The sequence below is a fragment of the Candidatus Leptofilum sp. genome (assembly GCF_965223285.1).
Taxonomy (GTDB): domain Bacteria; phylum Chloroflexota; class Anaerolineae; order Promineifilales; family Promineifilaceae; genus Leptofilum.
In genome coordinates, this window is record NZ_OZ244997.1 from 5,759,928 (window position 1) to 5,786,022 (window position 26,095).

General features: G+C 52.7%; 22 protein-coding genes, 2 tRNA genes and 1 riboswitch. Of the genes, 17 read left to right on the forward strand and 7 right to left on the reverse strand.

What is annotated here, in order from left to right; all coding sequences use genetic code 11:
• Nucleotides 1–90 precede the first annotated feature (90 nt).
• Nucleotides 91–1,110, forward strand: a complete 1,020-nt coding sequence (gene holB / locus ACOQPU_RS25830) for a DNA polymerase III subunit delta' (protein WP_420642710.1) — start codon at nt 91–93, stop codon at nt 1,108–1,110.
• 99 nt (nt 1,111–1,209) lie between these two features.
• Here holB and ACOQPU_RS25835 read toward each other — a convergent pair whose 3' ends face one another.
• Nucleotides 1,210–2,544 (reverse strand): reverse transcriptase domain-containing protein, encoded by a 1,335-nt coding sequence (locus tag ACOQPU_RS25835; protein WP_420642711.1) that lies wholly within the window; start codon nt 2,542–2,544, stop codon nt 1,210–1,212.
• 529 nt (nt 2,545–3,073) lie between these two features.
• Between ACOQPU_RS25835 and ACOQPU_RS25840 the strand changes: the two genes are divergently transcribed.
• From ACOQPU_RS25840 to hisN, 4 genes are all read left to right on the forward strand, one after another.
• Nucleotides 3,074–4,021 carry an ATP-binding cassette domain-containing protein gene (locus ACOQPU_RS25840; RefSeq protein WP_420645873.1) on the forward strand — a complete coding sequence of 316 codons (948 nt, stop codon included), beginning with the start codon at nt 3,074–3,076 and terminating at the stop codon, nt 4,019–4,021.
• Between the two features lie 79 nt (nt 4,022–4,100).
• Nucleotides 4,101–5,360 (forward strand): ABC transporter permease, encoded by a 1,260-nt coding sequence (locus tag ACOQPU_RS25845; protein WP_420642712.1) that lies wholly within the window; start codon nt 4,101–4,103, stop codon nt 5,358–5,360.
• 81 nt (nt 5,361–5,441) lie between these two features.
• Nucleotides 5,442–6,671, forward strand: coding sequence for an ABC transporter permease (locus tag ACOQPU_RS25850; protein ID WP_420642713.1), 1,230 nt, complete (start codon nt 5,442–5,444; stop codon nt 6,669–6,671).
• Nucleotides 6,672–6,699: 28 nt separating this feature from the next.
• Nucleotides 6,700–7,512: a histidinol-phosphatase gene (gene hisN / locus ACOQPU_RS25855; RefSeq protein WP_420645874.1), complete on the forward strand. Its 813-nt coding sequence runs from the start codon at nt 6,700–6,702 to the stop codon at nt 7,510–7,512.
• A 66-nt stretch (nt 7,513–7,578) separates the two neighbouring features.
• Here hisN and ACOQPU_RS25860 read toward each other — a convergent pair whose 3' ends face one another.
• On the reverse strand, nt 7,579–7,896 hold the full coding sequence (locus ACOQPU_RS25860) for a YciI family protein (protein ID WP_420642714.1): 318 nt from the start codon (nt 7,894–7,896) through the stop codon (nt 7,579–7,581).
• 123 nt (nt 7,897–8,019) lie between these two features.
• On the opposite strand from ACOQPU_RS25860, the gene ACOQPU_RS25865 reads away from it, so the two are divergent.
• The 3 genes from ACOQPU_RS25865 to ACOQPU_RS25875 are packed head-to-tail and all read left to right on the forward strand — an operon-like array spanning nt 8,020 to nt 10,093.
• Nucleotides 8,020–8,916, forward strand: a complete 897-nt coding sequence (locus ACOQPU_RS25865) for a metallophosphoesterase family protein (protein WP_420642715.1) — start codon at nt 8,020–8,022, stop codon at nt 8,914–8,916.
• Between the two features lie 11 nt (nt 8,917–8,927).
• The gene (locus ACOQPU_RS25870) at nt 8,928–9,554 is read left to right on the forward strand and encodes a hypothetical protein (RefSeq protein ID WP_420642716.1); all 627 of its coding nucleotides are present in this window, start codon (nt 8,928–8,930) and stop codon (nt 9,552–9,554) included.
• A gap of 23 nt (nt 9,555–9,577) precedes the next feature.
• On the forward strand, nt 9,578–10,093 hold the full coding sequence (locus tag ACOQPU_RS25875; RefSeq protein WP_420642717.1) for a GNAT family N-acetyltransferase: 516 nt from the start codon (nt 9,578–9,580) through the stop codon (nt 10,091–10,093).
• A gap of 147 nt (nt 10,094–10,240) precedes the next feature.
• On the opposite strand, the gene ACOQPU_RS25880 is transcribed toward ACOQPU_RS25875, so the two are convergent.
• Nucleotides 10,241–10,390, reverse strand: coding sequence for a hypothetical protein (locus ACOQPU_RS25880; protein WP_420642718.1), 150 nt, complete (start codon nt 10,388–10,390; stop codon nt 10,241–10,243).
• Between the two features lie 14 nt (nt 10,391–10,404).
• Between ACOQPU_RS25880 and ACOQPU_RS25885 the strand changes: the two genes are divergently transcribed.
• The 3 genes from ACOQPU_RS25885 (at nt 10,405) to ACOQPU_RS25895 (ending at nt 14,763) form a co-directional block, all read left to right on the forward strand.
• Entirely contained in the window at nt 10,405–11,466 is a 1,062-nt protein-coding gene (locus ACOQPU_RS25885) for a class I SAM-dependent methyltransferase (RefSeq protein WP_420642719.1), read from the forward strand.
• Between the two features lie 173 nt (nt 11,467–11,639).
• Complete coding sequence (locus ACOQPU_RS25890; RefSeq protein ID WP_420642720.1) at nt 11,640–13,889, forward strand: PKD domain-containing protein; 2,250 nt, start codon at nt 11,640–11,642, stop codon at nt 13,887–13,889.
• A gap of 37 nt (nt 13,890–13,926) precedes the next feature.
• On the forward strand, nt 13,927–14,763 hold the full coding sequence (locus ACOQPU_RS25895; protein ID WP_420642721.1) for a sulfurtransferase: 837 nt from the start codon (nt 13,927–13,929) through the stop codon (nt 14,761–14,763).
• Nucleotides 14,764–14,770: 7 nt separating this feature from the next.
• On the opposite strand, the gene ACOQPU_RS25900 is transcribed toward ACOQPU_RS25895, so the two are convergent.
• From ACOQPU_RS25900 to ACOQPU_RS25910, 3 genes are all read right to left on the reverse strand, one after another.
• Nucleotides 14,771–16,726: a hypothetical protein gene (locus tag ACOQPU_RS25900; protein ID WP_420642722.1), complete on the reverse strand. Its 1,956-nt coding sequence runs from the start codon at nt 16,724–16,726 to the stop codon at nt 14,771–14,773.
• 54 nt (nt 16,727–16,780) lie between these two features.
• Nucleotides 16,781–18,739 (reverse strand): ATP-dependent zinc metalloprotease FtsH, encoded by a 1,959-nt coding sequence (gene ftsH, locus ACOQPU_RS25905; RefSeq protein ID WP_420642723.1) that lies wholly within the window; start codon nt 18,737–18,739, stop codon nt 16,781–16,783.
• 145 nt (nt 18,740–18,884) lie between these two features.
• A complete protein-coding gene (locus ACOQPU_RS25910; RefSeq protein WP_420642724.1) occupies nt 18,885–20,018 on the reverse strand; it encodes a protein kinase domain-containing protein in 1,134 nt (377 codons plus the stop codon).
• A gap of 81 nt (nt 20,019–20,099) precedes the next feature.
• Between ACOQPU_RS25910 and ACOQPU_RS25915 the strand changes: the two genes are divergently transcribed.
• The 4 genes from ACOQPU_RS25915 to ACOQPU_RS25930 all read left to right on the forward strand — a co-directional run bounded on the left by ACOQPU_RS25915 (nt 20,100) and on the right by ACOQPU_RS25930 (nt 22,269).
• A tRNA-His gene (locus tag ACOQPU_RS25915) sits at nt 20,100–20,172 on the forward strand.
• A gap of 77 nt (nt 20,173–20,249) precedes the next feature.
• Nucleotides 20,250–20,322 (forward strand) — tRNA-Arg (locus ACOQPU_RS25920).
• Nucleotides 20,323–20,374: 52 nt separating this feature from the next.
• Nucleotides 20,375–20,485: riboswitch (TPP riboswitch) on the forward strand.
• Between the two features lie 43 nt (nt 20,486–20,528).
• Entirely contained in the window at nt 20,529–21,167 is a 639-nt protein-coding gene (locus tag ACOQPU_RS25925; protein WP_420642725.1) for a thiamine diphosphokinase, read from the forward strand.
• 61 nt (nt 21,168–21,228) lie between these two features.
• Complete coding sequence (locus ACOQPU_RS25930) at nt 21,229–22,269, forward strand: thiamine ABC transporter substrate-binding protein (RefSeq protein WP_420642726.1); 1,041 nt, start codon at nt 21,229–21,231, stop codon at nt 22,267–22,269.
• Nucleotides 22,270–22,362: 93 nt separating this feature from the next.
• On the opposite strand, the gene ACOQPU_RS25935 is transcribed toward ACOQPU_RS25930, so the two are convergent.
• Complete coding sequence (locus ACOQPU_RS25935) at nt 22,363–24,360, reverse strand: protein kinase domain-containing protein (protein ID WP_420642727.1); 1,998 nt, start codon at nt 24,358–24,360, stop codon at nt 22,363–22,365.
• Nucleotides 24,361–24,382: 22 nt separating this feature from the next.
• On the opposite strand from ACOQPU_RS25935, the gene ACOQPU_RS25940 reads away from it, so the two are divergent.
• Both ACOQPU_RS25940 and ACOQPU_RS25945 read left to right on the forward strand, forming a co-directional pair.
• Nucleotides 24,383–24,646 (forward strand): hypothetical protein, encoded by a 264-nt coding sequence (locus tag ACOQPU_RS25940; RefSeq protein WP_420642728.1) that lies wholly within the window; start codon nt 24,383–24,385, stop codon nt 24,644–24,646.
• Between the two features lie 105 nt (nt 24,647–24,751).
• On the forward strand, nt 24,752–26,029 hold the full coding sequence (locus ACOQPU_RS25945) for a hypothetical protein (protein ID WP_420642729.1): 1,278 nt from the start codon (nt 24,752–24,754) through the stop codon (nt 26,027–26,029).
• The last annotated feature ends 66 nt before the right edge of the window (nt 26,030–26,095 follow it).

The window sequence follows — 26,095 nt, forward strand, 5'->3', positions numbered from 1 at the left end:
AATTGGTTGCCAATTATAGCCGACGAGATGGTTTTCGTAAGTAAGTAGGTGGCGTTGGTAAAACGGCCGTTTCCGCCATAAAATTAGCGCATGAGCAATTGGACACATATTGTAGGACATCAGTGGGCGGTTGAAATGTTGGCTAATGGTCTGGTGAATGACCGGCTGGGTCATGCTTACCTAATTACAGGGCCAGAGCAGGTGGGTAAGACGACCCTGGCGCGCACCTTTGCCCAGGCGTTAAATTGCGAGGCCTCAGAACCGGAGCGGCCGTGTGGCCACTGCCGCCCCTGCAAACTCATAGCCATAGACAGACACCCCGACGTGAAGCTGATTACGCCGGAACTGAGCGGCCGAGGCAAGCTGACGCTTAAAATTGAGACGATTCGCCAGTTGCAGCAAGATTTGAACCTTTCGGCCTACGAGGCGCGCTACAAGGTGGCGATTTTGGAACGGTTTGATGCGGCTACCGTTGGCGCCGCCAACGCCTTTTTAAAGACATTGGAAGAGCCGCCAGGCAAGGTGGTGCTGCTGCTCACCGCCACGGACGCAGACATGCTGCTGCCCACCATTGCTTCCCGTTGCCGCACGCTAAATTTACGGCCGTTGCCCACTGATCTCATCGAACAAAGTTTGGCAACCCGCTGGCAAGTGCCGGCAGAAAAAGCAATGCTGCTGGCCCATTTGGCAGACGGCCGTTTGGGCTGGGCAATTCAGGCAGCAGAAGATGAAACCATTCTGCAAACCCGCACCGAGCAGATTACACACCTGCATGATGCCCTGGCTGGCCGCCGCGTCCAACGCTTTGCCCTGGCAGACAAGCTGGCTCGCCAGCCAGACACATTGCCCAATCTGCTGAAAACATGGCTTAGCTGGTGGCGTGACCTCACGTTGCTCAACCAGCGGCAGGGCCAGTCCATTAGCCTGATGCTCACCAATATGGATGAGATTGAGCGGCTGGAGCCATTGGCCACCGCCTGGAGCGAGCAGCAAATCACCGCCAGTCTCAACCAAACCAACCTGGCACTCTGGCAGCTAGAACGCAACGCCAACACGCGCCTCGTTTTAGAGAATTTGTTGTTAGTGTATCCTTTTCCAAAACTTGTTTGAACTCTCGACCGGACGCTTTTGTTTTAAAGAAGATTAACGTTGATGAGGGTGATCTCCCTTTTCATCCGCATCCTGTTGTATTTGCAAGTGAATTATTCGTTACGACAAACTTTCCTTTGAAAGTGATTGGAACGAGAGGTTTGGTTTGTTATTTCTCATTGCATTCACTAACTCTTCAATTTGGTCGTTCCTGAATGCATGAGAAACGAGCTCGAGAATTGTGTCATCAAGATTAGCGCCTCTACGCTCGATATTTTCAGGATTTATACCTAAATCAAAACACAGCACCCGTAATTCTGATCCACTAAAATGCTTTGCTAACGCCTGTCGAATGGCAATTAAATGTTTACGATTGTACTCAATGCTATCTTTCGTTTCTTTTACGAGATCAGAGTCTAAACTGGCAAGTTGTGAAAGAAAGAGAAGATATTTTGGATTATCCTTTCCCCTAACCATTCCAAGGAACTCAATTTTTCCTTTTACAACGTATTTAAATGATGGTGAAGAGGAATAGGGATTACGGTTCTTTTTATCCCATTTTTCTATAAATTCCCTTTCTGCCTCTTCCGGTCCATATACTTCCCATGCGTGAAGCATTGCTCGAATTTGGCTCACAAATTTTTTATTTACATTTGGAAATTTATTCACTGTAAGGCCTGTTACTTCTTGCCTTTTGTCGTATGTTTGAAGGCGAACTTTATTTTGGTTTATCTGGAACCCATTTGATCCTATGAGCATTTTTAGAGGCTCTCCAATTACAACCGTCCTTTTATTTTCTACGGTGGTAATTTGTGCTAAATCTTGAGGGAAATTCTTCTGTCTTGTAGAAAACGTTATATCGTCAGCATACCTCGTATAAACGCATCTATATCTAACTGCTAATTGTCTAAGTTGAGTATCTAATCTAGAGCATATAAGGTTTGAGATTATTGGGGAAGTTGGTGCTCCTTGAGGCAACTTTCTGTCATGGCAACAAATATTTGCTAGCAAGACGGCTACTTCCTCTGGTAGTTCATATGGAATTGCCATAAATAAGCCGCGGACTCTTTTGAAGGTTATAGAAGGAAAAAAGTTTTTCAGATCCAAATTCAGTACGTACTTTTTTCTACAATGCATCGTAGCATTAGTTCTAATATTCTTGTCTAGAACGAATCCATGAGTGCTTGCTTTTGGTTTGTAGACACACCTCAAAACTTCATTTAGTTTTCTTTGAATAAACTTGAGAGAATTATTGGGAGCGAGGATAGTACGACTATCACCATTTCTTTTGCTTATATCAAACTGCTTATATCTTTCCTCTTTTGGCCTGATATAAACATTGAACATTAACTGATTGTGGTTGACCTCAAGTAAGGTGCCAACTTCCTCTGTCGTTTTGAGTTTAAGAAACTGTTCCCGCAATTCTTCGGGATTTTTTGAAAGTAATGAATCCATATTTTTTGATTGGGTTTGAGAGAAAGGCACCTACAAAAAATTTGACCTGAAGCACTGGCAACGGCGCGGCCGTAGTATCTGGCATTGATACAGTAAATTATCGAGTAAATAGGAGCCAGTTAACTAGAACATCCTAAGAGCTGTCGAGCGGATCGCCGACAATAATTAATTTAGTTTTGTAAGTGCCTTCGGATATGTTAAATAATTTGATTCAAACAGTCAAACTCGCTTAAAAAGTGGTCAGTTGGTGGTGGTTTATCAACTGATCGGTTGATGGTTTTCCCCATTTTGTGACTAAAATGAAAAATAGGTCATGGTCATTTATGACCTTCGGCATGACTTCCGGCACATTCGGCAACGGCCGTTTCCCGGTACACTCGCATCATATTCGGAAAACAACGCTGTAATCAGCCGATGATGAAAGATCAAAGATTAAAAAGATTTCGCAGACTTTAATCCGCGTTAATGTCGCGGGGCGACTGCTTCGCGTACAGCGTCCCATTTAATGAAGGAGTTAACGATGTCACCTATTGTGGAAGTAAATGATTTACACAAACAGTACAACCCGCCCGATGGCGTTACGGCCGTTCAGGGCGTCTCTTTTGCCATTAAGCAGGGGGAGATTTTTAGCCTGCTGGGGCCAAATGGGGCGGGCAAAAGTACCACTATCTCGATGTTGAGCTGCCTTTTGGCCCCAACCAATGGTGATGCAGCCATCGACGGCCGCTCCATTCGCCAGCAACCAAAGCAAGTGAAGCAACTGATTGGTGTGGTGCCGCAGGAAATTGCCCTGTATGACACCATCAGTGCCCGCGAAAACCTCGATTTTTGGGGCAAGATGTATGGCTTGTCTGGGGATCATTTGAAGGAGCGGGTAACGGCCGTTCTGGAGATTGCTGGCCTCACCGACCGCGCCGATGACAAAGTAGAAACCTTCTCCGGCGGTATGAAGCGGCGTATTAACATCGCCGTAGGGCTGCTGCACAATCCCAAAGTGCTGTACATGGATGAACCAACGGTAGGCATTGACCCCCAAAGCCGCCGCCGCATTCTAGACACGGTCAAAGAGCTGAACGCGCAAGGGCTGACCGTTCTGTACACCACCCATTACATGGAAGAAGCTGAAGAGCTGAGCGACCGGATCGGCATCATCGATCACGGCAAGCTGATTGCTGTTGGCACCCAGGATGAGCTAACCGCCACCATCGGCCAGTACGACACCGTACAGCTAGACGTGGGCGAATCTGCTGAAGCTAACGGCACGCTGGTAACCGATTTGGCCGCGCTAGCTGGCGTTCATCAAGCCGACGGCGAAGATGAGCATGTGGTTGTGCAGGCGGAGGACGCCAATCACGTCCTGCCCCGCATTTTGCAAACGGTGAATGAACACGGCCGTTCCATCCGTCGCCTGGAAATTCAAGAACCAAACCTGGAAGCGGTCTTTTTGCACCTGACGGGCCGTGCGCTAAGAGATTAGTTTAGCCACAGATTACACGGATTTCTATGGATTTTTTGGGTTTAATAATCCGCGAAATCCGTGGCTAGAGAGAAATATCATGAAAATTTGGACAATTGCCTGGAAAGACACCCTGATCCGCTTTCGGGATCGCAACGCGCTGATTTTGATGATCCTGGCCCCGCTGGTGCTATCCGCCATCATTGGGTCTGCCTTTGGCGGCTTTATTCGTGGCAGCACCCCTGCGCCGTTTGATGCCATTGCCGTATTGGTGGTGAACCAGGACGATGGCCAGCAAGGGGATCAGTTTTTAGAGATTTTGACAAGTGACGGTTTGGCTGACCTGCTGACCGTCACCGAAATGGATGATTTGGCTGCGGCGCGTGAGCAGGTGCAGCTGGGCGACGCCCGTGCTGCGATTTTGATTCCTGAAACCTTTTCGGCTTCGGTTGTGGGGGGAGCAGACGTAGATACGGCCGTTTCCCAATTTGAGTTTTACGCCGACCCTGGTGCTACCCTCACACCCAATATTGTGCGGGGAGTGGTGACGCAAATTGTGAATGGGTTTAATACGGCCGCAATCTCCGTAGATGTTACCGTGAACCAGCTTACCGAACAGGCGCAAACACTCGGTCCGGCCATGGCCAACCTGGGCATCGCGCTCAACAATGAGCTAGACAGCCAAATCGGCCCAAACCAACTTAGTCTGAGCCTGAACGACGTTTCTGTAGGCGACGAGGAAGAAGCTATTAGCGACATTAGCCCCTTTGCCTTCTTTGCCCCCAGCATGGGCATTCTCTTCCTCATGTTTTCCATGGTCGATGGCACGCGCTCTATTCTAGATGAGCAGAAGGGTGGCACGCTGGATCGTTTGGTGAGCACACCCACCAGCACCCTGGAAATTTTGCTAGGCAAAATTGGCGGCGTCTTTTTGACTGGTGCTCTGCAATTCATCGTTTTTGTTATCGCTTCATCGCTGCTGTTTAGCCTGAGCTGGGGGAGTTCCCCGGTTGGGCTGGCGCTGATGGTTTTGGCTGTGGTGCTTTCATTCACCAGCCTGGGTACATTTATTGCTGCCTTTGCCCGCGATGCGAACCAAGCCAACATCATCGGCTCTGTGGTGACGCTGGCGTTTGCCGCGTTGGGTGGTAACTTTGTTCCGGCACAAAACTTCCCGCCCTTTTTGGAGCAGTTGAGCAAAATCAGCATCAATCGCTGGGCACTAGATGGCTTTTCTGACCTGACGCTGTTTCGCCTGGGACTGAATGACGTGCTGCTGGAAATTGGTGTGTTGCTTGGCCTAAGCGTGGTGCTGGTTGGCCTGGCCCTGTGGCAGTTCCAGCGGCGCATGGCACGCTAAGTGTGGGCAAGTATGCAAGTGTGATCGCTTGAATAATTACTTGCGTACTTGCAAACTTGCAAATTGTTTTCGGAGATTATCATGTTTAAAAATGCACTAGACATTACCAAACTATACTTAAAAACAACCTACAACGAGCGCGGGGTGCTGATTTTTCAGCTAATCATGCCGCTGGTATTTATCTTCTTGATTGGGCAGGCGATTGGTGGATTTGGTCCCGGCGGCAGCAGCAGCACAAACGTCACCTGGACGCTGGCAGTAGCCAACGAGGACGCTGGTGATTTGGGGGCGGCGTTGGTGGACACGCTAGCCGCAGACCCTACGCTGGAAATCATGGCCGTATCTGCCGATGACATGGCCGCAACTGTGGAAAATGAAGAGGCGGAAGCAGGCCTGCTGATTCCTGCCAACTTTAGTGACGAGTTGCAGACGGGCAACAGCCTAACGCTCGATTTTTACAGCGACCCGGACAATGTGCAGTTTGTGCAGCCGGTGGAGCAAGCGGTGCTAGGGGGGATGAGTCAGCTTACGGGCTCCGTTAGTTCGGCAGTTATTTCCCGCGACGTGGCGGCGGAGCTGGGGTTGTTTGAACTCGGGGTGGACGAGGCGGATTATTTTGCAACGGCCGTAGCCGATGCCCAGAGCAAGTGGGAAGCTCCCCCTGTAACCATCCAGGTGAACGAGGATGAAATTGTTGTGGACAACAATAACATCATTCCGCAAGGGTTGAACCAATCCTCACCGGGCATGATGGCCATGTTTGCCACTTTTGGCATGATTGGCGGGGCGGCTGTGCTCATTCAGGAGCGGCAGAGCGGCACGCTGCGCCGGTTGCTGGTGATGCCAATTACCAAAGCGAGCATTTTGGTAGGTAAGCTGTTGGGCATTATGCTGGCCGGGGTGTTGCAAATGAGTCTGCTCATTGTGGTCTCAACGCTGGTGTTTGATGTGCCGTGGGGCAACAGTCCCGGTGCGCTGGTGCTAATGATTCTCACCTTTGCCCTGGCAATCACCAGCCTGAGCATGATGATGGCAGCACTGACCAAAACGTTGGCGCAGGCCAATGCGCTGGGCACGGTGATTGTGCTTTCCATCTCCGCATTGGGCGGGGCGTGGTGGCCCCTGGACATCGTGCCGGGCTGGATGCAATCAGTGGGTCGTCTTTCGCCGATGTCGTGGGCAATGGATGGGTTTCAGGATATTATCACCCGTGGCTTGGGCGTAACGGCCGTTTTGCCAGAGGTTGGTGTGTTGCTCGCCTTTGCTGCCGTGTTTATGTTTGTTGGCATCTGGCGTTTTAGATACGAATAATTGGTAGGGGCAGACCCCCGTGTCTGCCATGATTTGGGCGGCCACGGGGAGCCGCCCAAATCCACGAAACTTGTTTATGATGAACCATGCTGATTTCCTCAACTTCGCCCTCGACGCTGCCTGGCAAGCCGGGCGCGTGACGCTGGGCCACTTCCAGACGGGCGTCTCTGTGCGACGCAAGGCCGACAATACGCCGCTCACCATTGCCGACCAGCAGGCGGAGCAGAAGCTGCGGCAGCTTATCGAGCAATATTGGCCGGATCACAACATTGTGGGGGAAGAGTATGGGAATACGCAAAACAACTCCCCCTACACCTGGGTGTGTGATCCTATTGACGGGACCAAATCCTTTATGTGCGGCGTGCCGCTGTATGCCAATTTGGTGGCCTTGCTGTATGAAAATGAGCCGATTGTGGGGGTCATCAATCTGCCTGCGCTGAACGAGATGGTGTATGCGGTAAAGGGTGGGGGCTGCTTTTGGAACGGCCGTCCTGCCCACGTCTCAGCTACTAAAAATTTGGCCGATGCGGTAGTGTTGCGCAGTGAATTGGAGAATCAGGAACGGTACGGCCGTCAGGAAGCGTGGCAAAAGTTGGTGGATGCCAGCTATGTGCAGCGCACTTGGGGTGATGCCTATGGCTACTCGTTGGTAGCCACGGGCCGCGCCGACGTGATGCTCGATCCCATCATGGCCCTGTGGGACATTGCGCCGCTGCAAGTCATTATGGAAGAAGCGGGCGGCGTACTTACCGACTGGCTGGGGGAAGCGACGATTCACCATAAAGAGTGCATTGCCACCAACGGGCATTTGCATTCAGAAGTCTTAAGTTTGGTTAAATAAGGGAGATTGGGGCGTGGAGATTGGAGATTAGAAACAAGCAATTTCCAGTCTCTAATCTCCTTGTTTTTACATGCGGATTGTTTCGTAAACCGAGATGTCTCCGCCGTGCCGCCAGTGCGGGCACCCTTTGGCTAGCTCAACGGCCGTATCCAACGAATCTGCCTCAATAATGGAATAACCCGTTGCTTGCGTTCCCGCTGGGCCGTCGGCGACGTTGCCGCTGTTGTCGATATTCTTCACCTGTGGCGTGAATGGATTACCACCGCTCACCAACGCCTCGCCCAAGCTGCCCATCCAGGCACCCCACTCCTGCATTACCTTGGCACTTTCTTCTTCACTTTCTGGCATGCTGCCACCGGTATAAAGTAGTACAAACTGTGTCATGATCGTTCTCCTTTTGAATGTGATGTTGACGCAAAACTGCGCCGTTCTAATCAAACGACGAACAGAAAAAAGCCAGATCGACACCCCATTTGGGTAATTTGTAAATTTCCCTAAAATTGCGCCATGAATTATTTACCCGACACGATTGATCCCCAAGATGTTGTGACCACGATTGGCCTTATTTCTGATACGCACATGCCGCAGCGTTGGCCCCGGTTGCCAACGGCCGTTTCCCAAATTTTTGCTGACGTGCAGATGATTTTCCACGCGGGGGACGTGGGTGAACTGTGGGTGCTGGACGAACTGAGCCGCATCGCCCCGGTGGTGGCCGTGCATGGCAATGATGAGACGGAGGACGCCACGCGGGAACTGCCGTATCAGCAGCTTGTGACGGTGGCGGGGCAGCGACTGCTCATCTGGCACAGTCATTATGCCAACCGGGTGGATGAAATGCACGCCCGGCGTGGCGGCGATTTGCGTGAAGGGCTGCTACGCAACATCGCCCGCGCCAAGTCGGCTGGGGCGCGGCTGATCCATTTTGGGCATTGGCATTTGCCGCTGGTTTTTGAGCATGACGGGATTGTGGCCGTGAATGCGGGAGCCATTGCCTCTGGAAACCCATACCAGCAGCAGACGATCCAGACGGTGGCACTGCTGTTTGTGCTGCGAGACGGCCGTTGCCACATCACCCACGTCAACTTAGCGGAACCAGAACGGCCGTACACGCCCCAGACGGACATTGAGGCAGGCTTTGCGGGGAATTTAGCGGTTTACGGCCGTTCCATCCTCGCCCCCGATTTACACTTTCTGCGAAAAGCTGATCTGAGCGAAATTTACCGCACCGACCGGGGAGCCTTCCTCAGCGTTTGGCTACCGCTGGCGCACCGGGTTTGGGCGGGTGAGAAGCCCCATGTGGAATTAGCTGAATTGCTGACGGTGGTAAAAACGGCCGATATAAAAGAAGGGACGCGGCAAAAAATAATAACGGTTCTCAAATCAGAGTCAGAGCTTTCCAACTAACCTAAAGGCTTATGTCCAATTCACAACTCTTGGTGCTGGCAACAATCGTAACAATCGGTGGTCTTGTGGTTGTGGTGTTGGCTACGCAGCAAATTCTCCGTCTTCCTCTCTGGAGAGCCAGGCTGTTGGCGGGACTCCTGCTCCTTTTGTATGCAGCAGTGCTCATCCTGCGGCCGTCTGCCTGGTCAGTTATCAATCTGGCGGTGCTTGCGGGTGCGATTGGCGGTGCGGTTCTTCTTGGGGGTAGTCTTGGCAGTGTCGGCGCTGTCGCTGCCTTCATCGTAACGGCCGCAGTAGTTGATCTTGTCTCTGTGTCGGGTAGGCTATCGCGCGTCATTATTGACGGGTATCAGCAAGGAAACAATGACTTGCTCCTTTACCTGACGCTCGTTGTGCCAATTGACGGCCGTATCGTGCCAATCGTAGGCATTAGCGATCTGTTCATTGGAGGTTCGACAATCATTGCCCTGATTAAGCTTGGGCTCAAGCCCGTTGTTGTGATTGGCACAATTTCACTTGGGCTGGTTGCCGCACTTATTTATGGAATTTGGCAGGGAACCGCACCTGCCTTACCGTTCATTGCTGTCGCGGTTGTTTTGCTAGCTTGGCGGCACCCTGCTGGAGTGTCCAAGCTGTAAATTGGTAAACGGGATGAACTAATATGATTGAAACAACTAATACCATTCGCAACTATGAGCCTCGTGACCTAACAGAGTGTAGGCAACTGTGGCATGTCCTTACAGAATGGCACAGGCAAATCTATGATAGTCCGGGCATTGGCGGTGACAATCCTGGCCTTATCTTTGACGAACATCTTGCGCAAGTAGGGCCAGAGAATATCTGGGTTGCTGAGGCCAGCGGAAAGATCATTGGCTTAGCTGGTTTGATAATTGAAGGAAAATCGGGAGAGGTGGAGCCTGTTGTGGTGCTGGAGGAGTATCGTGGGCTAGGGGTGGGGCGGCAACTTGTGAATACCGTGATTGAGCAAGCCCAAAAGCGGGGATTGAGTGAATTGAAAGTGCTGCCTGTTGTCCGAAATGAGCAAGCCATCCAGTTTTTCCATGAGCTTGGCTTTAATGTCCTAGGCCAAATCGAGCTTTTTCAACAGTTTAAGCCTAATGAACAACAAAAGTGGGAAGAAAGAGAAACGATTGCAGGTCGGAAATTTAAAGTTTGAGGTGGTGGGGTGGAAACGGCCGTTCTCGAAACAAGATTATCCGCCTAATTTGCTTGTTGAACTTTGCTGATTTGCCAAGTATACTGTCTTTACTTGTAGCCAGAAAGTGATTCTGGATTTTGCCCTATTAGAACCAGGATTTACAGTCTAGAACCGCCGGATAAGACGCATTTTGGTGGTTTGTCCAGCATAGGTACGGGTTAATACGTGAATCACCCCCCCCCCCCCCCGTGTGGGTCGGGTGCAATCACTCAGTAGGCCGTGCAGCGGCGCGATTGCACCCGACGATTCGCGCATATTGAGGTCTCATAATGACAATTGATTCGGATGCAGTCGGCGAATATTGGAGTAAGCGCATTAATTCTTTTTCGGGCAAAAATACTGGACAGTTTTGGTGGGATGCTGGACCAGAAATTTATGATTACAGGAATACTAAAATATCAGGAGACCCTTCCATTAACTGGACAGAATATACTTTAAAAAAGTACTTTGATGAAAAGTTGCCTCTTACTAGATGTCTTTCACTTGGGTGTGGGGGAGGGCGATTAGAGCGGCAATTGGCGGAGCTTGGCACATTTCAACATTGTGATGCTTATGATGTAGCCGAGGGAGCAGTCCAGCAAGCAAGAGAATTAGCATCTACTAAAGGTATTAATAATATTTCATATCACGTTGCTGATATCAACACGATTTCATTGTCATCTGATACATATGATGCGGTTTGGATATCGATGGCCATGCATCATTTTCAGGAATTAGAACATGTTTGTAAGCAAATAAAAAATTCTCTTAAGCCTGAAGGTCTCTTAATATTAGAAGAGTATATTGGACCAAATAGATTTCAATTTCCAGAACGACAAAAAGAAGTAGCAAATCTGTGTTTATCCTTATTACCTTCCCGCTATCGTTTGAAAGTGCAACACGCTACAAATCGAGAGTCGAGCTTCCCGGTTGGTAAAGGAATGATATGGTTTATGTCCAGATTAGTAGATAAGATAAAAGATGGCGATTTGCTGCGAATTTTTCAACGTCGCTTGTTCGAATATAGATCCAAAATAAGTGGTCAAATACCGGAGAAACGAGTTGTTAATTTCCCGTCAGCTCTTGATGTAATAGCTGTTGATCCTTCCGAGGCAATTCGGTCTGAAGAAATTGTTGATGTTCTTCAGCAAGATTTTGAGATTATTGAGAAAAAAGATTGGGGTGGTAATATACTTCATTCTTTGTTAGCAGATATAGCCGGTAACTTTTCTAGCGAAGATCAACATTCAAGAGCATTTTTGAAAATGCTAATTAACATTGAAGATACGTTTCTGGAATGCGGTGAGTTCGAGAGTGATTTTGCCTATATTGTTGCACGTCCAATGAGTTAGCGGGTACACCTTTTTTCATTAAGTAGCCTTTTCAAGAACGGCGTACAAGCTAACGAAAACTTGTAGCCGAATTTCAATCCTGGCTTTCTTCAAGGGACGCATGTGTTAGAGAAGCGGAAAAAGCTACTTGGTATTTGTTCAGTTATGGCAAGTTTGATACACTGCCAACCATCATGATGAGACGGTGGCGATGGCTCTTTTACCTGCTGGTGGGTGTGTTGTTGTTGGCCTTGTTTGGTGCGGGGTGGCCAACGGCCGTTCACAGCCAAACTGTCTCCGGCGAAGGGGAAGCCCACATTTACGGCAATCTCCAGCTCGATCTTCTGCTTTCCACCCCCGCTGGCCAGCCCGGCGACACCGTAGACCTCACTGTCACCCTCACCAACCATTCGCAAGCAACCGTCTCTCCGACCATTGATTTACAGCTGCCGCCCGGCGTGCGCCCGGCGACGATGCTGTTCCCGGCGGGACTTTCCCTCAATTTGCAGGCGGGGACGCTTGATTGGCTGCCCGTCACCTTGGCTAACGGTGGCTCCAACACATTTACGCTGCCGCTCCGCCTGGAAACGGCCGATATCACCCAACCCAGCCAGGAAATCCGCGTTACGCTGCGGCATGGCGACCTGGAAGAAACGGCCGTTGCCAACATCTGGATTGGGGTGCCGCCGCAGGTGGGCAGCGTGATCAGTCCGCCGCAGGTAGCTGTGGGGCAACCGTTCCAGCTGCGCGCCGTGGCCGCTGGCTCTGGCCCGTTCAGCCAGGTGTGGCATTTGGGCGACGGCCGTCGCGTCGAAACGACCGATCCCGTGGTGTTGTTCTCGGCGGCGGGTATCTATGACATTGAAGTAGAAGTGAGCAATTTGGTGGGAACGGCCGTGCAGCGGCAGACCATTTCCGTCGTTCCCCATCCCGCCGCGCAGTTTGGCGTCAGTGACGCCACCGCTGGTGTGGGGCAACCCATCACCTTCATCAACCAGTCCGGTGGTGCAGGGCCATTAACCTATGCTTGGAATTTTGGTGACGGCGCGACCTCCGCCGAAGCCACGCCCAACCACACCTACATTGCTCCTGGCACCTATCAGGTGCACCTCACCGTGCAAAACAGCTTTGGCCAATCAGAAGCGTATTGGCCCGTCACCGTTGGCTTGCCGCCCACGGCCGATCTCATCGTTCCAGAGCGGGTGAAGGCGGGCGAGCCGTTCCAGGTGCAGGGCGTTGGCGACGCTTCGATTACCCGTTTTGAGTGGAGCATGGGGGATGGTAAATCGCTGCAAGGGCCGCTGGTGGAACACAGCTACAATCGCACGGGCGAGATGTACGTGACGCTGGTCGCCAGCAATGAGTTTGGCAGTACCCAAGTCGGCCGTTGGCTCACCGTAGACCCCGGCACGCTGCGCCTCTACCTGCCGCTCATTTTGAATTTGCTAGGGCAAAGTACAGAACCCGCGCCAGCAGAGGTAGTCGATCTAGATTTGCCTGATGTAGCTTTGGAGGAACTCTTCATTTTGCGCCCGATGGCCGTGCCACCCGGCAGCAGCCCCAGCGAGCAGCTTCTGCTTTACATCAACGAAGCCCGCCGCCAGTTTGATTTGGCCCCGCTCAATTTGGTGCCACAATTGAGTGCCGCTGCTCAAGAACACACCTTTGACATGGCTCGATTTGCTTACACGGGCCACACTGGGGCCGATGGCTCCACGCCTGCCGAACGGCTCATTCAGTTTGGCTATGGCGCGGGTTACGCGGGCGAAGCGACGGCCTGGGGCTTTGAATATCCGCATCAGGCTGTGGAGTTTTGGGTGAACAGCCCTGCCCATCGCCGCATTATTTTGAACGCCAACGCCACCGATGTGGGCGTGGGCTACGCCATTGATATTAACTCGCCCAGCGTCTGGTACTGGACGGCCGAATTTGGCAATCAGTTCGCCGCGCCAGAATTGCCTACGCTGCGCGTACAGGAACCTGCGCCGCAGTTTGAAGCGATGGTGACGAGTTTTGTGAACTTTAGCTGGAACTGGCCTGCGCCGCTGGCCGCTGGCGAACAGTTTGTGCTTTACCTGCAAACCAATCGCGGCGATTTCCCTGTCGCCACCGTCACCCAGCCGACGTTGGGGACGCGCTATTCGGTGCAGCTTGCCGCCAACGACCTCACCAGCGGCAATGCCCGCTTGATGGTGAATCCCGGCAACTATAGTTGGCAGCTTTGCCTAGAAAATGGCAGCACGCTGGTAGAAAGCGACGTGCGTTCCATCATCTTCACCCTCGATCCCGATGCCCCCACGCCGACACCGTCCCCAACGGCCGTTTCCCCCACATCATCCCCCGAACCAACCGCCACGCCGACGGCCGTACCGCCCCAAGGCACCCCGCGTCCACCTACGCCTACCTCGCCCCCGCCGCTCATCACCGCTACGCCGAATGGATAGTCGTGAGTAAAAACTCATAAATTCTAGAGGAAACCGAATGCACAAAACGCTCATTGATGCTCAAACACTGGCCGAAAATATCGGGAATCCTAATTGGGTGATTGTGGATTGTCGCTTTAGCCTGGCAGATACGGCCGCAGGCTACCAAAATTACCAACAAGCCCACATCCCCGGCGCAGTGTATGCCCATTTGGACGATGATCTTAGCGGCCCGCCCGCCACCGACCATGGGCGGCACCCACTGCCCACGCCGCAGCGGTTGGCGCAGCTATTTAGCTTCTTGGGGATTGATGAGATGAGCCAAGTGGTGGCCTACGACGATGCGGGCGGCATGATTGCGGCGCGGCTGTGGTGGATGCTGCGCTACATGCGGCACGAGGCGGTGGCGGTGCTGGATGGCGGTTGGCAGGCGTGGCAAACTGCTGGTTTGCCCACAAAATCCGGCGTTGAGCGGAACGAACCTGCCCAATTTAGCGGACGGCCGCAACCAAAATGGTTGGTCACGCTGGATGAAGTAGAAAGTCAGCCGCTGCTCGTTGATTCACGCGGCCCAGCCCGGTATCGTGGCGAAATTGAGCCAATCGACCCGCAGCCTGGGCACATTCCCGGCGCGGTCAATCTGCCCTTTGAGAACCAGCTAGATGCTAACGGCCGTTTCCGCCCTGCCGAGGAGATGAAAGCCCAAATAACGGCCGTTCTCGGCAAAATGAGGCCGGATGCTGTTACCTTTTACTGTGGTTCCGGGGTGACTGCCTGCGTTAATTTATTGGCAATGGCGCATGTGGGGTTAGGCAACGGCCGTCTCTATGTCGGTTCCTGGAGCGAGTGGAGCAATGATCCTGAACGACCTGTGACTGGGGTGAAGAGTGACTGATCACCGATTACTGGTCTTCCGACGCACCGTCCTGGCTCGCTAATTCCATCGTGCCGATAGCGCGAGCCACGTTTTCAATAGCCACCCGCTGCTTGCGGTACAAATCAGACTCACTCATCGCCAGCCGCCGCGCCACGTCCCGCACCCGCTGACCCTGCACAAACTTTAGCTCCAAAATATTGTACAAAATCCATTCAGCCGTAGTCATATTGCGCTCACCCTCCGGCTTTTGTAGCTCAATGGCGTTGTTCAAGATGGCGCGAAGGGCTTTAGTGGGATTATTTTCATGCTCCGCCATCGCCTCCTGCACAATTTGCAGCCGCATGAGCGGGCTGGTAGTTAGCTTAGGGCCACCCCAATAATGCGTCAGGGCATCACGCACCATCGAGTTAAATTCCGGGTCGTGGACAACCGGGCTACCGGCTGGTGACTCTTGTGCCAACACCGGTAAACCGCCAAACGCTGCTTCGCTGCGCCGCTGTTGAATGGCGATAATTTGTGGCAGCAATCCCTCGACAGTGGCAAACACCTCTTGCTGCAAAATGCGGTCTTCCAACGCCTGAGCCGCCTGATTCAGCAAACGGCCGAAAATCTCGTCTTCCTCTTCACTTAAATCTGGCTCATCACTGCGGGCGCGAATACCCAGGATGCCTAAAACCAATTTATGCTGGCGACTGCGTAACGGCCGTATCCAGTAATTCCGCCACACGAAGAATTCCCCCACTGCTTCCAGCGCGTCGCCCGAATCTCCATTGTTCGATTCAGCCGTTTGCGCCAGCTGCCGCCAATCTGCATCCTGCAAAATCTCTCCCGGTTCGTCCAATGGTCCCACAACTGCTTCTACTTGCGGGCCTTCGGGCGTGATAGCGGCCACAAACGAAGTTGGCGTGCGCAATGCCTCACAGGTAGCGGCTAAAATACTCTCCAAAAATTGCTGCAAATCGCGGGTGGTCAGCAGCCGCTCGCTGAGTCGCTGAATGGTGCGCACGTCTGGGTCGTTGTTGAGCTGGAAGAGGCGTTCGAGCGGCCGTTTGTATGCATGAATCGCCCATTCCACCAGCATCACCGTGGCCACCAAGGTAAAACCAAGGGCCGTCTCGGCAGGCAATCCCAAAACGGGGCTGCTGCGGCTAACCAGCACATATACCAGCAACACAATGCTGCCCGCCAGCGGCACCCGCGCCATAAACTTGAACAGCCGCACCCGCACCACGCGGTCAGGTGACGCCGTGCCAAAATACGCCAGATGTGCCGTCAACACGCCAAACATCAGCCCCACCACCAGGTTGCCCAAAATGATGATGGGCCACAGCCAAAGCGGTACAATTGCTTGCCCGTCATTGCTAATCACAAGTAGATATGGGAAAACCCCCAGCGGTGCTGCCAGGTAAGTGAGTAGGGTAGACGTCATCCGCTGGCGGGTGGTGCGCGTAATGCACCGCTGCCGCGCTCGCCAAACGTTATAAATGCTGAATGCCGTCACCAGCCAAAAGTAGACGGCAAAAACCGAAAACAGCGGTCCTGCTTCCAGATGAGGAATTCGCGGCAACGGATTGGCAATCGGATCCGTCACCACCAATTCGGTAAACAGTGCCAGCCCCAGGAAGACAAGCCCCAGCACATACCCCAGCGGCACCAGGAACCGCCGTCGATTCGGCAAGGCGCCAGTGGTTGAGAGCAGCGTGCTGGAAAGATGGAACTGAGCCGCAGGCACGAGGGCTATGCCCAGCCACTGAAAGCGCAAAAAGCCTTCTACCGAATCAGAAACAATGGTACGACTTACCAAAAGCTCTGCCAGGTAAGCTACCACCACAAAAACGATGAGCGCACAGAAGGCACGCACCACCGGGTCACGCAGGCTACGCCCCAGGTTGTACAGCACTACAGCCGAGCCAAAGATAACAATGACCGCTTCTAAAATATCGTTTAGCAGGGCTAACAAGTCAGGGAGTTGATCAAACATACAAAAAATAGTGTCGTCACGAAAAAGTGTAGATTTAGTGATTACGGCCGTTTCTCATGCAGGTGTTGGTGATGGCGGCAAGTCTAACGATGGCGGTTTTTTCCAGTCCGATTCCGATTTGCTTTCACTCTCTACTGAATTTTGGGCAGACGGTGGGGTTGTTTGGTTTGGTGAAGATGGCAGGCTTTCCCCCTCAATGAGTGCCACAAACTCATCTGCGTCGAGCGTTTCCCGCTCCAGCAATTCCATCGCGACCAAGTCTAGCTTGTCACGGTGAGTTGTTAAAATTTCTTTTGCTTTACTGTACTGAACATCAATAATTTCACGCACCTCGGCGTCGATTTTTTCGGCAATGGCGTCTGAATAATCGCGCTGCTCTGAAATTTCGCGGCCTAAAAAGACCATCTCTTGCTTTTGGCCGTACACACGCGGCCCCAGGTCATCACTCATGCCCAGCTGTGTCACCATGGAACGGGCCAGTTGGGTCACGCGCTGCAAGTCGTTGCTGGCCCCAGAGGTAATCTCATTATAAACAATCTCTTCGGACACACGACCACCCAGCAGGCTGGCGATTTGCGCCTGCAAATGGGTTTTGTTGGGCAAGATAGTATCGTCTTCCAGATACCAGGTTAGCCCCAGCCCCATGCCGCGCGGCACAATGGTCACCTTGCGCAGCGGCATGGCCGCAGGCAAAAAGTGGCTCACCAGCGCATGACCCGCCTCGTGGTAAGCAATGATTTCTCTCTCTTCCGGGGTAATGACCCGGCTTTTCCGCTCTGGCCCAAGCTGTACGCGCTCAATCGCTTCGTGGAACTCGGCCATGCCAATGCTTTTTTTATCGCGACGGGCAGCCAGCAGTGCCGCTTCGTTCACCGTATTTTCAATATCTGCCCCCACAAAACCGGGGGTAGCGCGGGCCAAAACCGCCACGTTCACATTGGAAGCAATGGGCTTACCGCGAATATGAACCTTGAAGATGGCCTCTCGCCCCTTGTAATCGGGCCGATCAATCACCACACGCCGGTCAAAGCGGCCGGGGCGCATCAGGGCTGGGTCTAAGATGTCTGGCCGATTGGTGGCGGCCAGGATGATGACGTGGGTGTCCGTGCCGAAGCCGTCCATTTCCACCAAAATTTGGTTGAGCGTTTGCTCCCGCTCATCGTGGGAGCCGCCCAGCCCTGCGCCCCGCTGCCGCCCGACGGCATCAATTTCATCTATGAAGATGATGCAAGGGCTGTTGTTTTTGGCCTGCTCAAACAGGTCGCGGACGCGGCTAGCCCCGACGCCCACAAACATCTCTACAAATTCGGAACCAGCAATGGAGAAGAAGGGCACGCCTGCCTCGCCGGAGACAGCTTTGGCCAGCAGCGTTTTGCCCGTGCCGGGGCTGCCAATCATGAGGACCCCTTTGGGAATGCGTGCCCCAAAGCTCACGAACTTTTCCGGCTCCTTCAGGAAATCGACAACTTCTTCCAGCTCTTCTTTGGCTTCTTCAGCCCCGGCCACATCATCGAAGGTGATGGTAGGATGGTCGCCCGTAAACATGCGGGCACGGCTTTTACCAAAGGAGAGTGCCTGGTTGTTGTTGCCCTGCGCTTGTCGGAATACCAGGAAGATGAATGCGATAATCAACAGGGCAGGCAGGAAGATGCCAATGACGTTGAGCCAATTGCCCCAACTGCTGGGGCGCTCGTAGGTAATGGTGGGACGGCCGTCTCGATAATCTTCCTGGGTGATGCCATAGGAGGTAAGCAGTTCTTCTAGCGAGGTAACGCTGCTGATTTGGGCGGTAGCGGGTTGGTTTTCGCTGTCGTCGTAAGTGATGAGAATGGAACGGCCGTCTCCCTCCACAACAATTTCCGCAACTTCATTATTCTCAATTTGCTGTGCCAACTGACTGATGGAGATTTGGCTGGTTGGGGTATTGCTATTGCTGTAACTCCAAACAATTGCCAGGATGGCAACACCTATGAGCAACGAGACAAACCACCGGGTCAATTTGGTTGAATTCATGCGATAGCCTCCAACAGGAGCGAGTTGCCTTGCGGGATGAGACCTTTGTTTTACGGCCGTCTATAGGGCTAAAAACGGTCATCATTCTCTGAAATGCCAGTATAACAGAAAGAAAAAAGCATGGCGAGAGGGGGGTGCGGGACGATTAGCCTACCCAGGCGCGAAAGACAAGGTACCAGAGGGGAATGAGGCCCAGCAGGGCAACCAATGCAAAGATGCCCAGAGAAACGGCCGTCCAATCCATAACGGTTGCTGCTTCCGGCTCTTTTGTGGCGGAAGATGGAGCAGGCGGTGGCGGCAGAGGGCGCATGGGTGGACGGGTGATTTCTTCCATCTCAGCCGGGTCTGGACGTTGGAAAATCTCCGTTTTTTGCTCTGCAACGGGGATGATTTGTGTGGGTTGAGCGGCCGTCACTTGGGACGTTTGCATTGCTCCCGTTTCTTCCAGGCTGCGTTGTCGGTAAGCAGTGAGAATGCGCCCTAGCTGCCCGGCTGTGCGATACCGTCCGGCTGGCTCTTTGGCCAGCAGCTTGTTGATAATTTGGGCTAGTTGGGACGGGATGGAGGGATTCAATTCTGTAACCAAAGGCGGCGGCGTGTGCAAATGCTTAAGGGCCATTGCCGTGTGGGATTCGGCGGCGAAGGGTAGCTGCCCAGTTAGCATCTCAAACAAAATAACGCCAATGGCATACACGTCGGAGGCGGGGGTGGGTGCATCGCCAGCCGCTTGCTCTGGCGAGAAATATTGGGGCGTTCCCCAAATTTGGCTCACTTGCTGCTGGGTACTGGTGCTGATGGCGCGGGCAATGCCAAAATCGGCGACTTTAACCCGCTCATCCACCGTCACGATGACGTTTTGCGGCTTTACGTCGCAATGCACCAGATTGGCGCGGTGGGCGTAGCCGATGCCGTTACACACCTGGATGATAAGGTCGAGGGCGCGATTTATAGGGGTTGGTTCGCCTTCATAGCTGCGAATGATTTCCTTAAGCGTCTGTCCTTCTACAAACTCCATCACGATGAAATGCTTGAAGCCATCCTGGCCAATGTCGTGAACAGTGACAATGTTGGGGTGTGCCAAATTGGCGGCCGAGTAGGCTTCTTGCTGGAACCGCTTGAGGAAGCCATCGTCGCTGGTAAAGCTCTCGTGCATCATTTTCACAGCCACGATGCGTCCCAGAGCGCGATCCTTGGCTTTGTAGACGACAGACATGCCGCCGCTGCCAATGCGTTCGATGAGTTCGTAACGGCCGTTCAACACCACTTTTTCTTCGCTCATACCGGTAGTTTAAGGGGGTTGCCTTTTGTGTGCAACAGTTGTCATTCACAGCCAATTATGATAGCATTTGCTCCGCTTATGGCGGGTGTAGCGTAGTGGTTAACGCGTCTGGTTGTGGCCCAGAAGATCGTGGGTTCAATTCCCACCACTCGCCCCTGATTAGCCTCCCGCAGGTTTGTTTTTGAATTTCGATGTTTTCAAGAACCTGCGGGAGGTTTTGTTTAGAATTATGCGCCCGTAGCTCAATGGATAGAGCACTTGGCTTCGAACCAAGCGGTTGGGAGTTCGAATCTCTCCGGGCGTACTTGATTGGACAATTTATCATTTATGCAGTAGAGTCAACTTTGTTAACAATTTTAGACTGTACAGGGAGCTGGGAATGCCTGGCTGAGAGGGTGACCGCTTGTCACCGACCTGCGGACCTGATCCGGGTAATGCCGGCGGAGGAATTGCAATTTTGCGTTTGAAAGCCATCCGAATCAGGATGGCTTTTTTGTTTTGGAGGCTGGTATGGCACTTGTGATTTTTGCCAATGGGGTATTGGATGAGGTGGAGTGGATACGGCCGTATCTCGCGCAAGCAACGGCCGTTTGGGCCGCAAATGGTGGCAGCAAACACCTATATCGGCTCAATCACCCGCCGGATCGCGTCATTGGCGATGCGGATTCACTGGAGCCAGCAGTGCTAGCGTGGCTCACGAGCAACCATGTGCCGTTTGATCAGCATCCCCCGGCCAAAGATGAGACTGACCTGGAACTGGCGTTACTCATGGCGGCGGCACAGCCTGAAAAAGACATTTTGTTGTTTGGCTTGTTAGGCGGCCGTTTAGACCAGATGTTGGCCAATATTTTCTTGCTCACAAACCCAGTGCTCGCAGGCAAAAAAGTGCAGCTCATCACCCCCACCGAGCGCGCCTGGTTGGTACGCCAGCGGACCGAAATTGTAGGGCAGGCAGGTGATTTGGTGTCTCTGATCCCGCTTGTCGGAGATGTGCAAGGCGTCACGACTTCTGGCTTGCAATGGCCACTGCATGAAGAAACGCTCTTTGTTGGTCAGGCACGCGGCGTGAGCAACCATCTCACGGCCGAAAAGGCAACTGTGGCAGTGCAAAACGGACTGCTGCTGTGTATTCAAGCGAATAGGGGGTAGTTGTTGGTGGCTAGTACAAACCACCAACAACTAACAATAAGCCACTAAAAAGGAGAATTTGATGAAACGCTTAATTTATCTTGTCATGATTTTGTTGATGGTTACGGTCGTATCCGCTTGCGGTCCAGAGGAACCAGACGTCATTACCCTGATGTCGCACGACAGCTTTGCCATTAGCGAAGAAACCCTGTCCATTTTTGAAGAAGAAAATGGCGTCACTGTTGAATTGCTGCCATCAGGCGACACGGGTGCGGCACTGAATCAGGCCATTTTGGCCAAGGATGCACCGCTGGCAGATCTCTTTTTTGGCGTAGACAACACCTTCATGGGGCGGGCCTTGGTAGGCGATATTTTTGAACCGTATGCCTCGCCGCTGCTGGCCGAGATTCCAGATGAACTGGAACTGGACAATGAAAATCGGCTCTTGCCAGTGGATTATGGCGATGTTTGCCTGAACTATGACAAAGCGTGGTTTGCTGAAAACAATCTGCCACTGCCGCAAACATTGGCTGATTTGACCAATCCCGCTTACGAGGGGCTGTTAGTGGTGCAAAATCCAGCTACATCCAGCCCTGGATTGGCCTTTTTACTGGCTACGATTGCAGAATTTGGCGAAGATGGCTACCTTGGTTTTTGGGCAGATTTGCGGGCCAATGACGTGCTGGTGACAAACGGCTGGGAAGAGGCGTATTACGGCAGCTTTACGGTGGCGAGTGATGGGGAACGGCCGTTAGTCGTTTCCTACGCCAGCAGCCCCCCCGCCGAAGTGATTTTTGCCGATCCGCCAGTAGAAGAGGCACCGAGTGCCAGTCTGGTAGCGTCTGGCATGTGTTACCGTCAGGTAGAGTTCGTGGGCATTTTGGCGGGAACCGAAAAGCGAGAGTTGGCGGAGAAGTTGGTAGATTTCATGCTGGGGCAAACATTTCAGGAAGATATGCCGCTAAATATGTTTGTGTACCCTGCCAATGAAAATGCAGAGCTGCCTGCTGAGTTTGTGGCTTGGACGCAGGTGCCGGAGGAAACGGCCGTGCTCGCTCCGGAAATCATCGACGCTAACCGTGAACAATGGATTGAAGCGTGGACTGAAACCGTCTTGCGGTAAAAAATAACCACAGAGGACATAAAGATATTAAGAGAGGTTTCCCTATCTCTAAATCCTCTGTGGTCTCTGTGGCTAAAAATCAGTGGCCGAAAATTATGGTTCGGTGCAGCCGCCGGGGAAATAGTTTTCAGGATCAACATAGACGGTTGCATTGAGTTCTGTGCCAGTTAAATCGTCGATGATCCGAATGGATTGGTTGTAAGCGGCACAACGGCGGGCAATCACAAAGTGGAAGAAAGGGCCTTGTCCACGGTAAGTTGTGGCTTGCCCACCCGGTAAATCGAACACAAAGACTGTGTAGTCACCTACCAAATCAGTGCCATCAATATAGGGTTGAATTGTTAAGCGGCAGCGCCAATCAGCCCCAATATATTCACAATTATCAATAATGCCCGGCGTCCAGGCCACTTGCCCGTCTGCGCCAGTAGATTGGCTAGTCGGTGAGGCGACTGTGGTTGCCGTGGCCATTGGCGTGCTAGTGGGCGGCAAAAAGGCACGAAATTCGAATGTGACCGGTTCGCCAAACGGCTCGCCATTTTTATCGACCAATTGCCAGGTGCTTTCATACGTTCCAGGAGCATTTGGCGCACGGAGGGGAGCCGTGAGGGTGATTTCTTCATCTGGTGGCACCACTTCCTCAAGAGGGACAGGCTCATCATCGTAGTCGAACAGTTCCCCTTCCAAGTATTCCCATTCTAAATCTGCGGGCCAGGGGCAGGTGCCGCTGTTGCGCAGCACCCAAGCGGCCGTAAAGCTGAACTGGGTGGTGATGGCGTTGCTGAGAAAACCACTTCGTGAGACGGTGACTAGCTCAACTCCCGGCTCACAGTCGGCCAAAAAGAGAGCCGTGGCGTTTACCGTTGGGCTGCTGGTGGCGGTTGCTGTTGGTGTTTTTGAGGGTGTAGGCGTTTCTGTAGACCGTGCTTCCCTGGTGAGGTCAATAACAAGCTGGGCAAAGTTGGTGGCGGCAATGTCTGGCGCGGGCGTATTGGATGGCGTCGCGGTGTTGGTGACGGTTGGCGTCGCAGTGTCTTCCACTTCGGCCACGGCCGGAGTAGTTGGCGTCGGTTCTGAATCGGGTGAAAAGACGCCACTGGCTGCCAAAATGCTACCAACGATGGCCAAAACGACCACGCCAATGACGGGGAAGAGCCAGGCGGGGCGTTTTTTAGATTCTGTGGTTGGCTCTGGGGTGGGGGAGACAACGGCCGTTTCCGGTTCCGGCATCATTACTTCTGTTTGGGCGGGGGTGGGGTAGTCTGCTGGGGGCTTTGGTGGCGGAACGGCCGTCGCCGGACGACTGCCAGTTGCGGTTAAATCGACAGCCCGCAGCGCAGCGGCAAACTCTCCCGCCGACTGGTATCGTTCATCAGCAGATTTGGCCATTGCCTTCAAAATCACTTCCTGCAAGCCCCAGGGAATGTCCGGGATGATGCTATTCGGCTGTGGTGTGGGGGTGTTGACATGTTGCATCACCACCGCCAGTGGCGTGTCGGCATCAAAGGGCAGCGTGCCCGTTACCATTTGGAACAGCATCACGCCCAGCGAATAAATATCCACGCGATGATCGCCCGATTGCCCTAAAGCCTGCTCTGGCGACATGTACGCGGGGGTGCCAATGAGTGCCCCGGTGGCGGTATAGGCCATCGACTGGTTGCCCAGCAGCTTCACGATACCAAAATCGGTGAGCACGGCTCGCCCAGTGTCATTATTGAGCATGATGTTGGCTGGTTTGATGTCCCGATGCACCATGTCGCGGCGATGGGCGTAGGCCAGTGCGTCGGCGATTTCGGCAATCATCTTGACGACATTTTCCAGGGGCATCCGCTTACCCTCACGAGCTAACGCCCCCAGTCGCTCTTTGAGCGTACCGCCTTGGATATATTCCATCACCAAGTAGTAGCTGTTCTCGCCATACACATCAAAATCATAGACACCGACGATGTTGGGGTGGTTGAGGGCAGCCATGGCCCGCGCCTCCCGCTGAAAGCGGTTGAGGAAGTCCTGATCCGAGACCAGGAAAGCGTGCATTAATTTGATGGCGACAAAACGGTCGAGGCTCTCTTGATACCCTTTGTATACCTCAGCCATCCCTCCTCGGCCAAGGCGTTCTTTGAGCACGTATTTACCAATTTTTTTGCCGCTTAGCGTATCGCTCATAGTTTTGGTTGCTGGATGGGAACTGGTGTATGAAACGGCCGTTTCCCACGAAATCTGCCTGTTTATGGCAAGTATACCCAGTTTTGAAGTTGCTGAAAATGGTATTATGGTTGCTTCACTTGCCGGAAAAAAACAACCACCTCCGTTTACCTCCATGAATGATTTTAATTCAACCGTTGACAGCATTGCCGCACGAACCGACTCAATAGGAGGCTAACTAATATGGTGAAACATTGATCTGACTGGTGACCTTAAGACCTGATGCTTCAAATTTTGACCGAATTTGTATTGGAACCAAAGATAGCTTGTATAGGAGAAAATCATGTCTGAAAAAAAGAAAGCGTTGGCAGTTCATAGCGAGACGGCCGTTTGCCCACCTCGCCAATGGGAACGTGACAATATTTGTGATGTTTCCATCCTCACTTACCGATTCACCTTGCGTGTGGGGGACATTCCCGTGGAGTGTGTTTCCCGATACCGCGTAGAACGCTGCACAGAAGATTACGTGCTGAGCGACTTACTGCACTCCACCACGCTGTTCCCCGGCGAAGAAGTGTACATGTCTGTACGCAGCCGCCACTCCGCTTCCCGCTTCACCGAAGATAAATCGTATTCTGCTTCGCAAGTCTCCCGCTCCTCCGACCGTATCTGGATGGAAACGTTTAAGGATTTGGCAACTGATTTTGACCAAAGCACAAGTTCCAAGCTAAACACCAGCACCCACTCTGAATTTTCAGAAGGCAGCGTTGGCGGTGGTGGCGGTATCAACATTGGCTTTGCCAAGATTGGGGCTTCTGGCTCTTACACCAAGGGCAGTTTCGATGCCAACTCCAGCCGGGAATTTGTGAGCGAGCTGCAAAGCCATTTGCGCTCTAGCTTCCATCAAACCAATCAGGTCTCCCGCGATTCCTCATCGGTGAGCCTGACGGAAGTCAACAGCCATCGTGAAATCACCTCTGAGCGGGATGATGAGCTAAAGGTCAGCACGCGTCGCTTCAAAAACATCAACAAATGCCACACCATGACGCACTATTTTTACCAGATTGCCAAGCGGCAGCGGGTAAAAATTGAGCTGATTGAGCGGACGTGCCGGGCGGTGAATGATCAGGCGGATACGGCCGTTATCATGAAACCCCTCGCCCTCTCCCTGGCGGCCAACCAATTTATCCCCACCGAACCCAAAGTTGGCACCAGTGATGGCCCCGTTTTCAACACTTTGGCTGCGATTCAGCCCGGCATTGCCCTCACCCGCGATCAGTTAACGATGCAAGAGTTTGGCCGAATTTCAACGGCCGTATTCGACCAGGCAGCTCAGGCGCGTGCCGCCGCTGTTGCCAAAGCAGATGCGCTGGTCGCTGATCTACCCGGCTTCGAGCCGTTCGAGCGCGTATCCATCATCCCCACCGAAGCCCTGTATGTAGAAAGCGAATTAGGCGACTGTGCACTGTGCGAACCGTTCGTTGTGGCCCAGCATGAACTGGAACTAGAGCGGATGAAGCTGGAAAACGTCAAGCTGCGCCGCGAAATTGAGCTGCTGGAGCAGTACAAAGATTATCGCTGCTGCGATCATGAGCATGACGGTGATGATTCGGACGACTAAGAGCAAACTGTAATTGAGTAATTGGGTAATTACCCAATTACTCAATCTCTACAAACCGTATTGGAA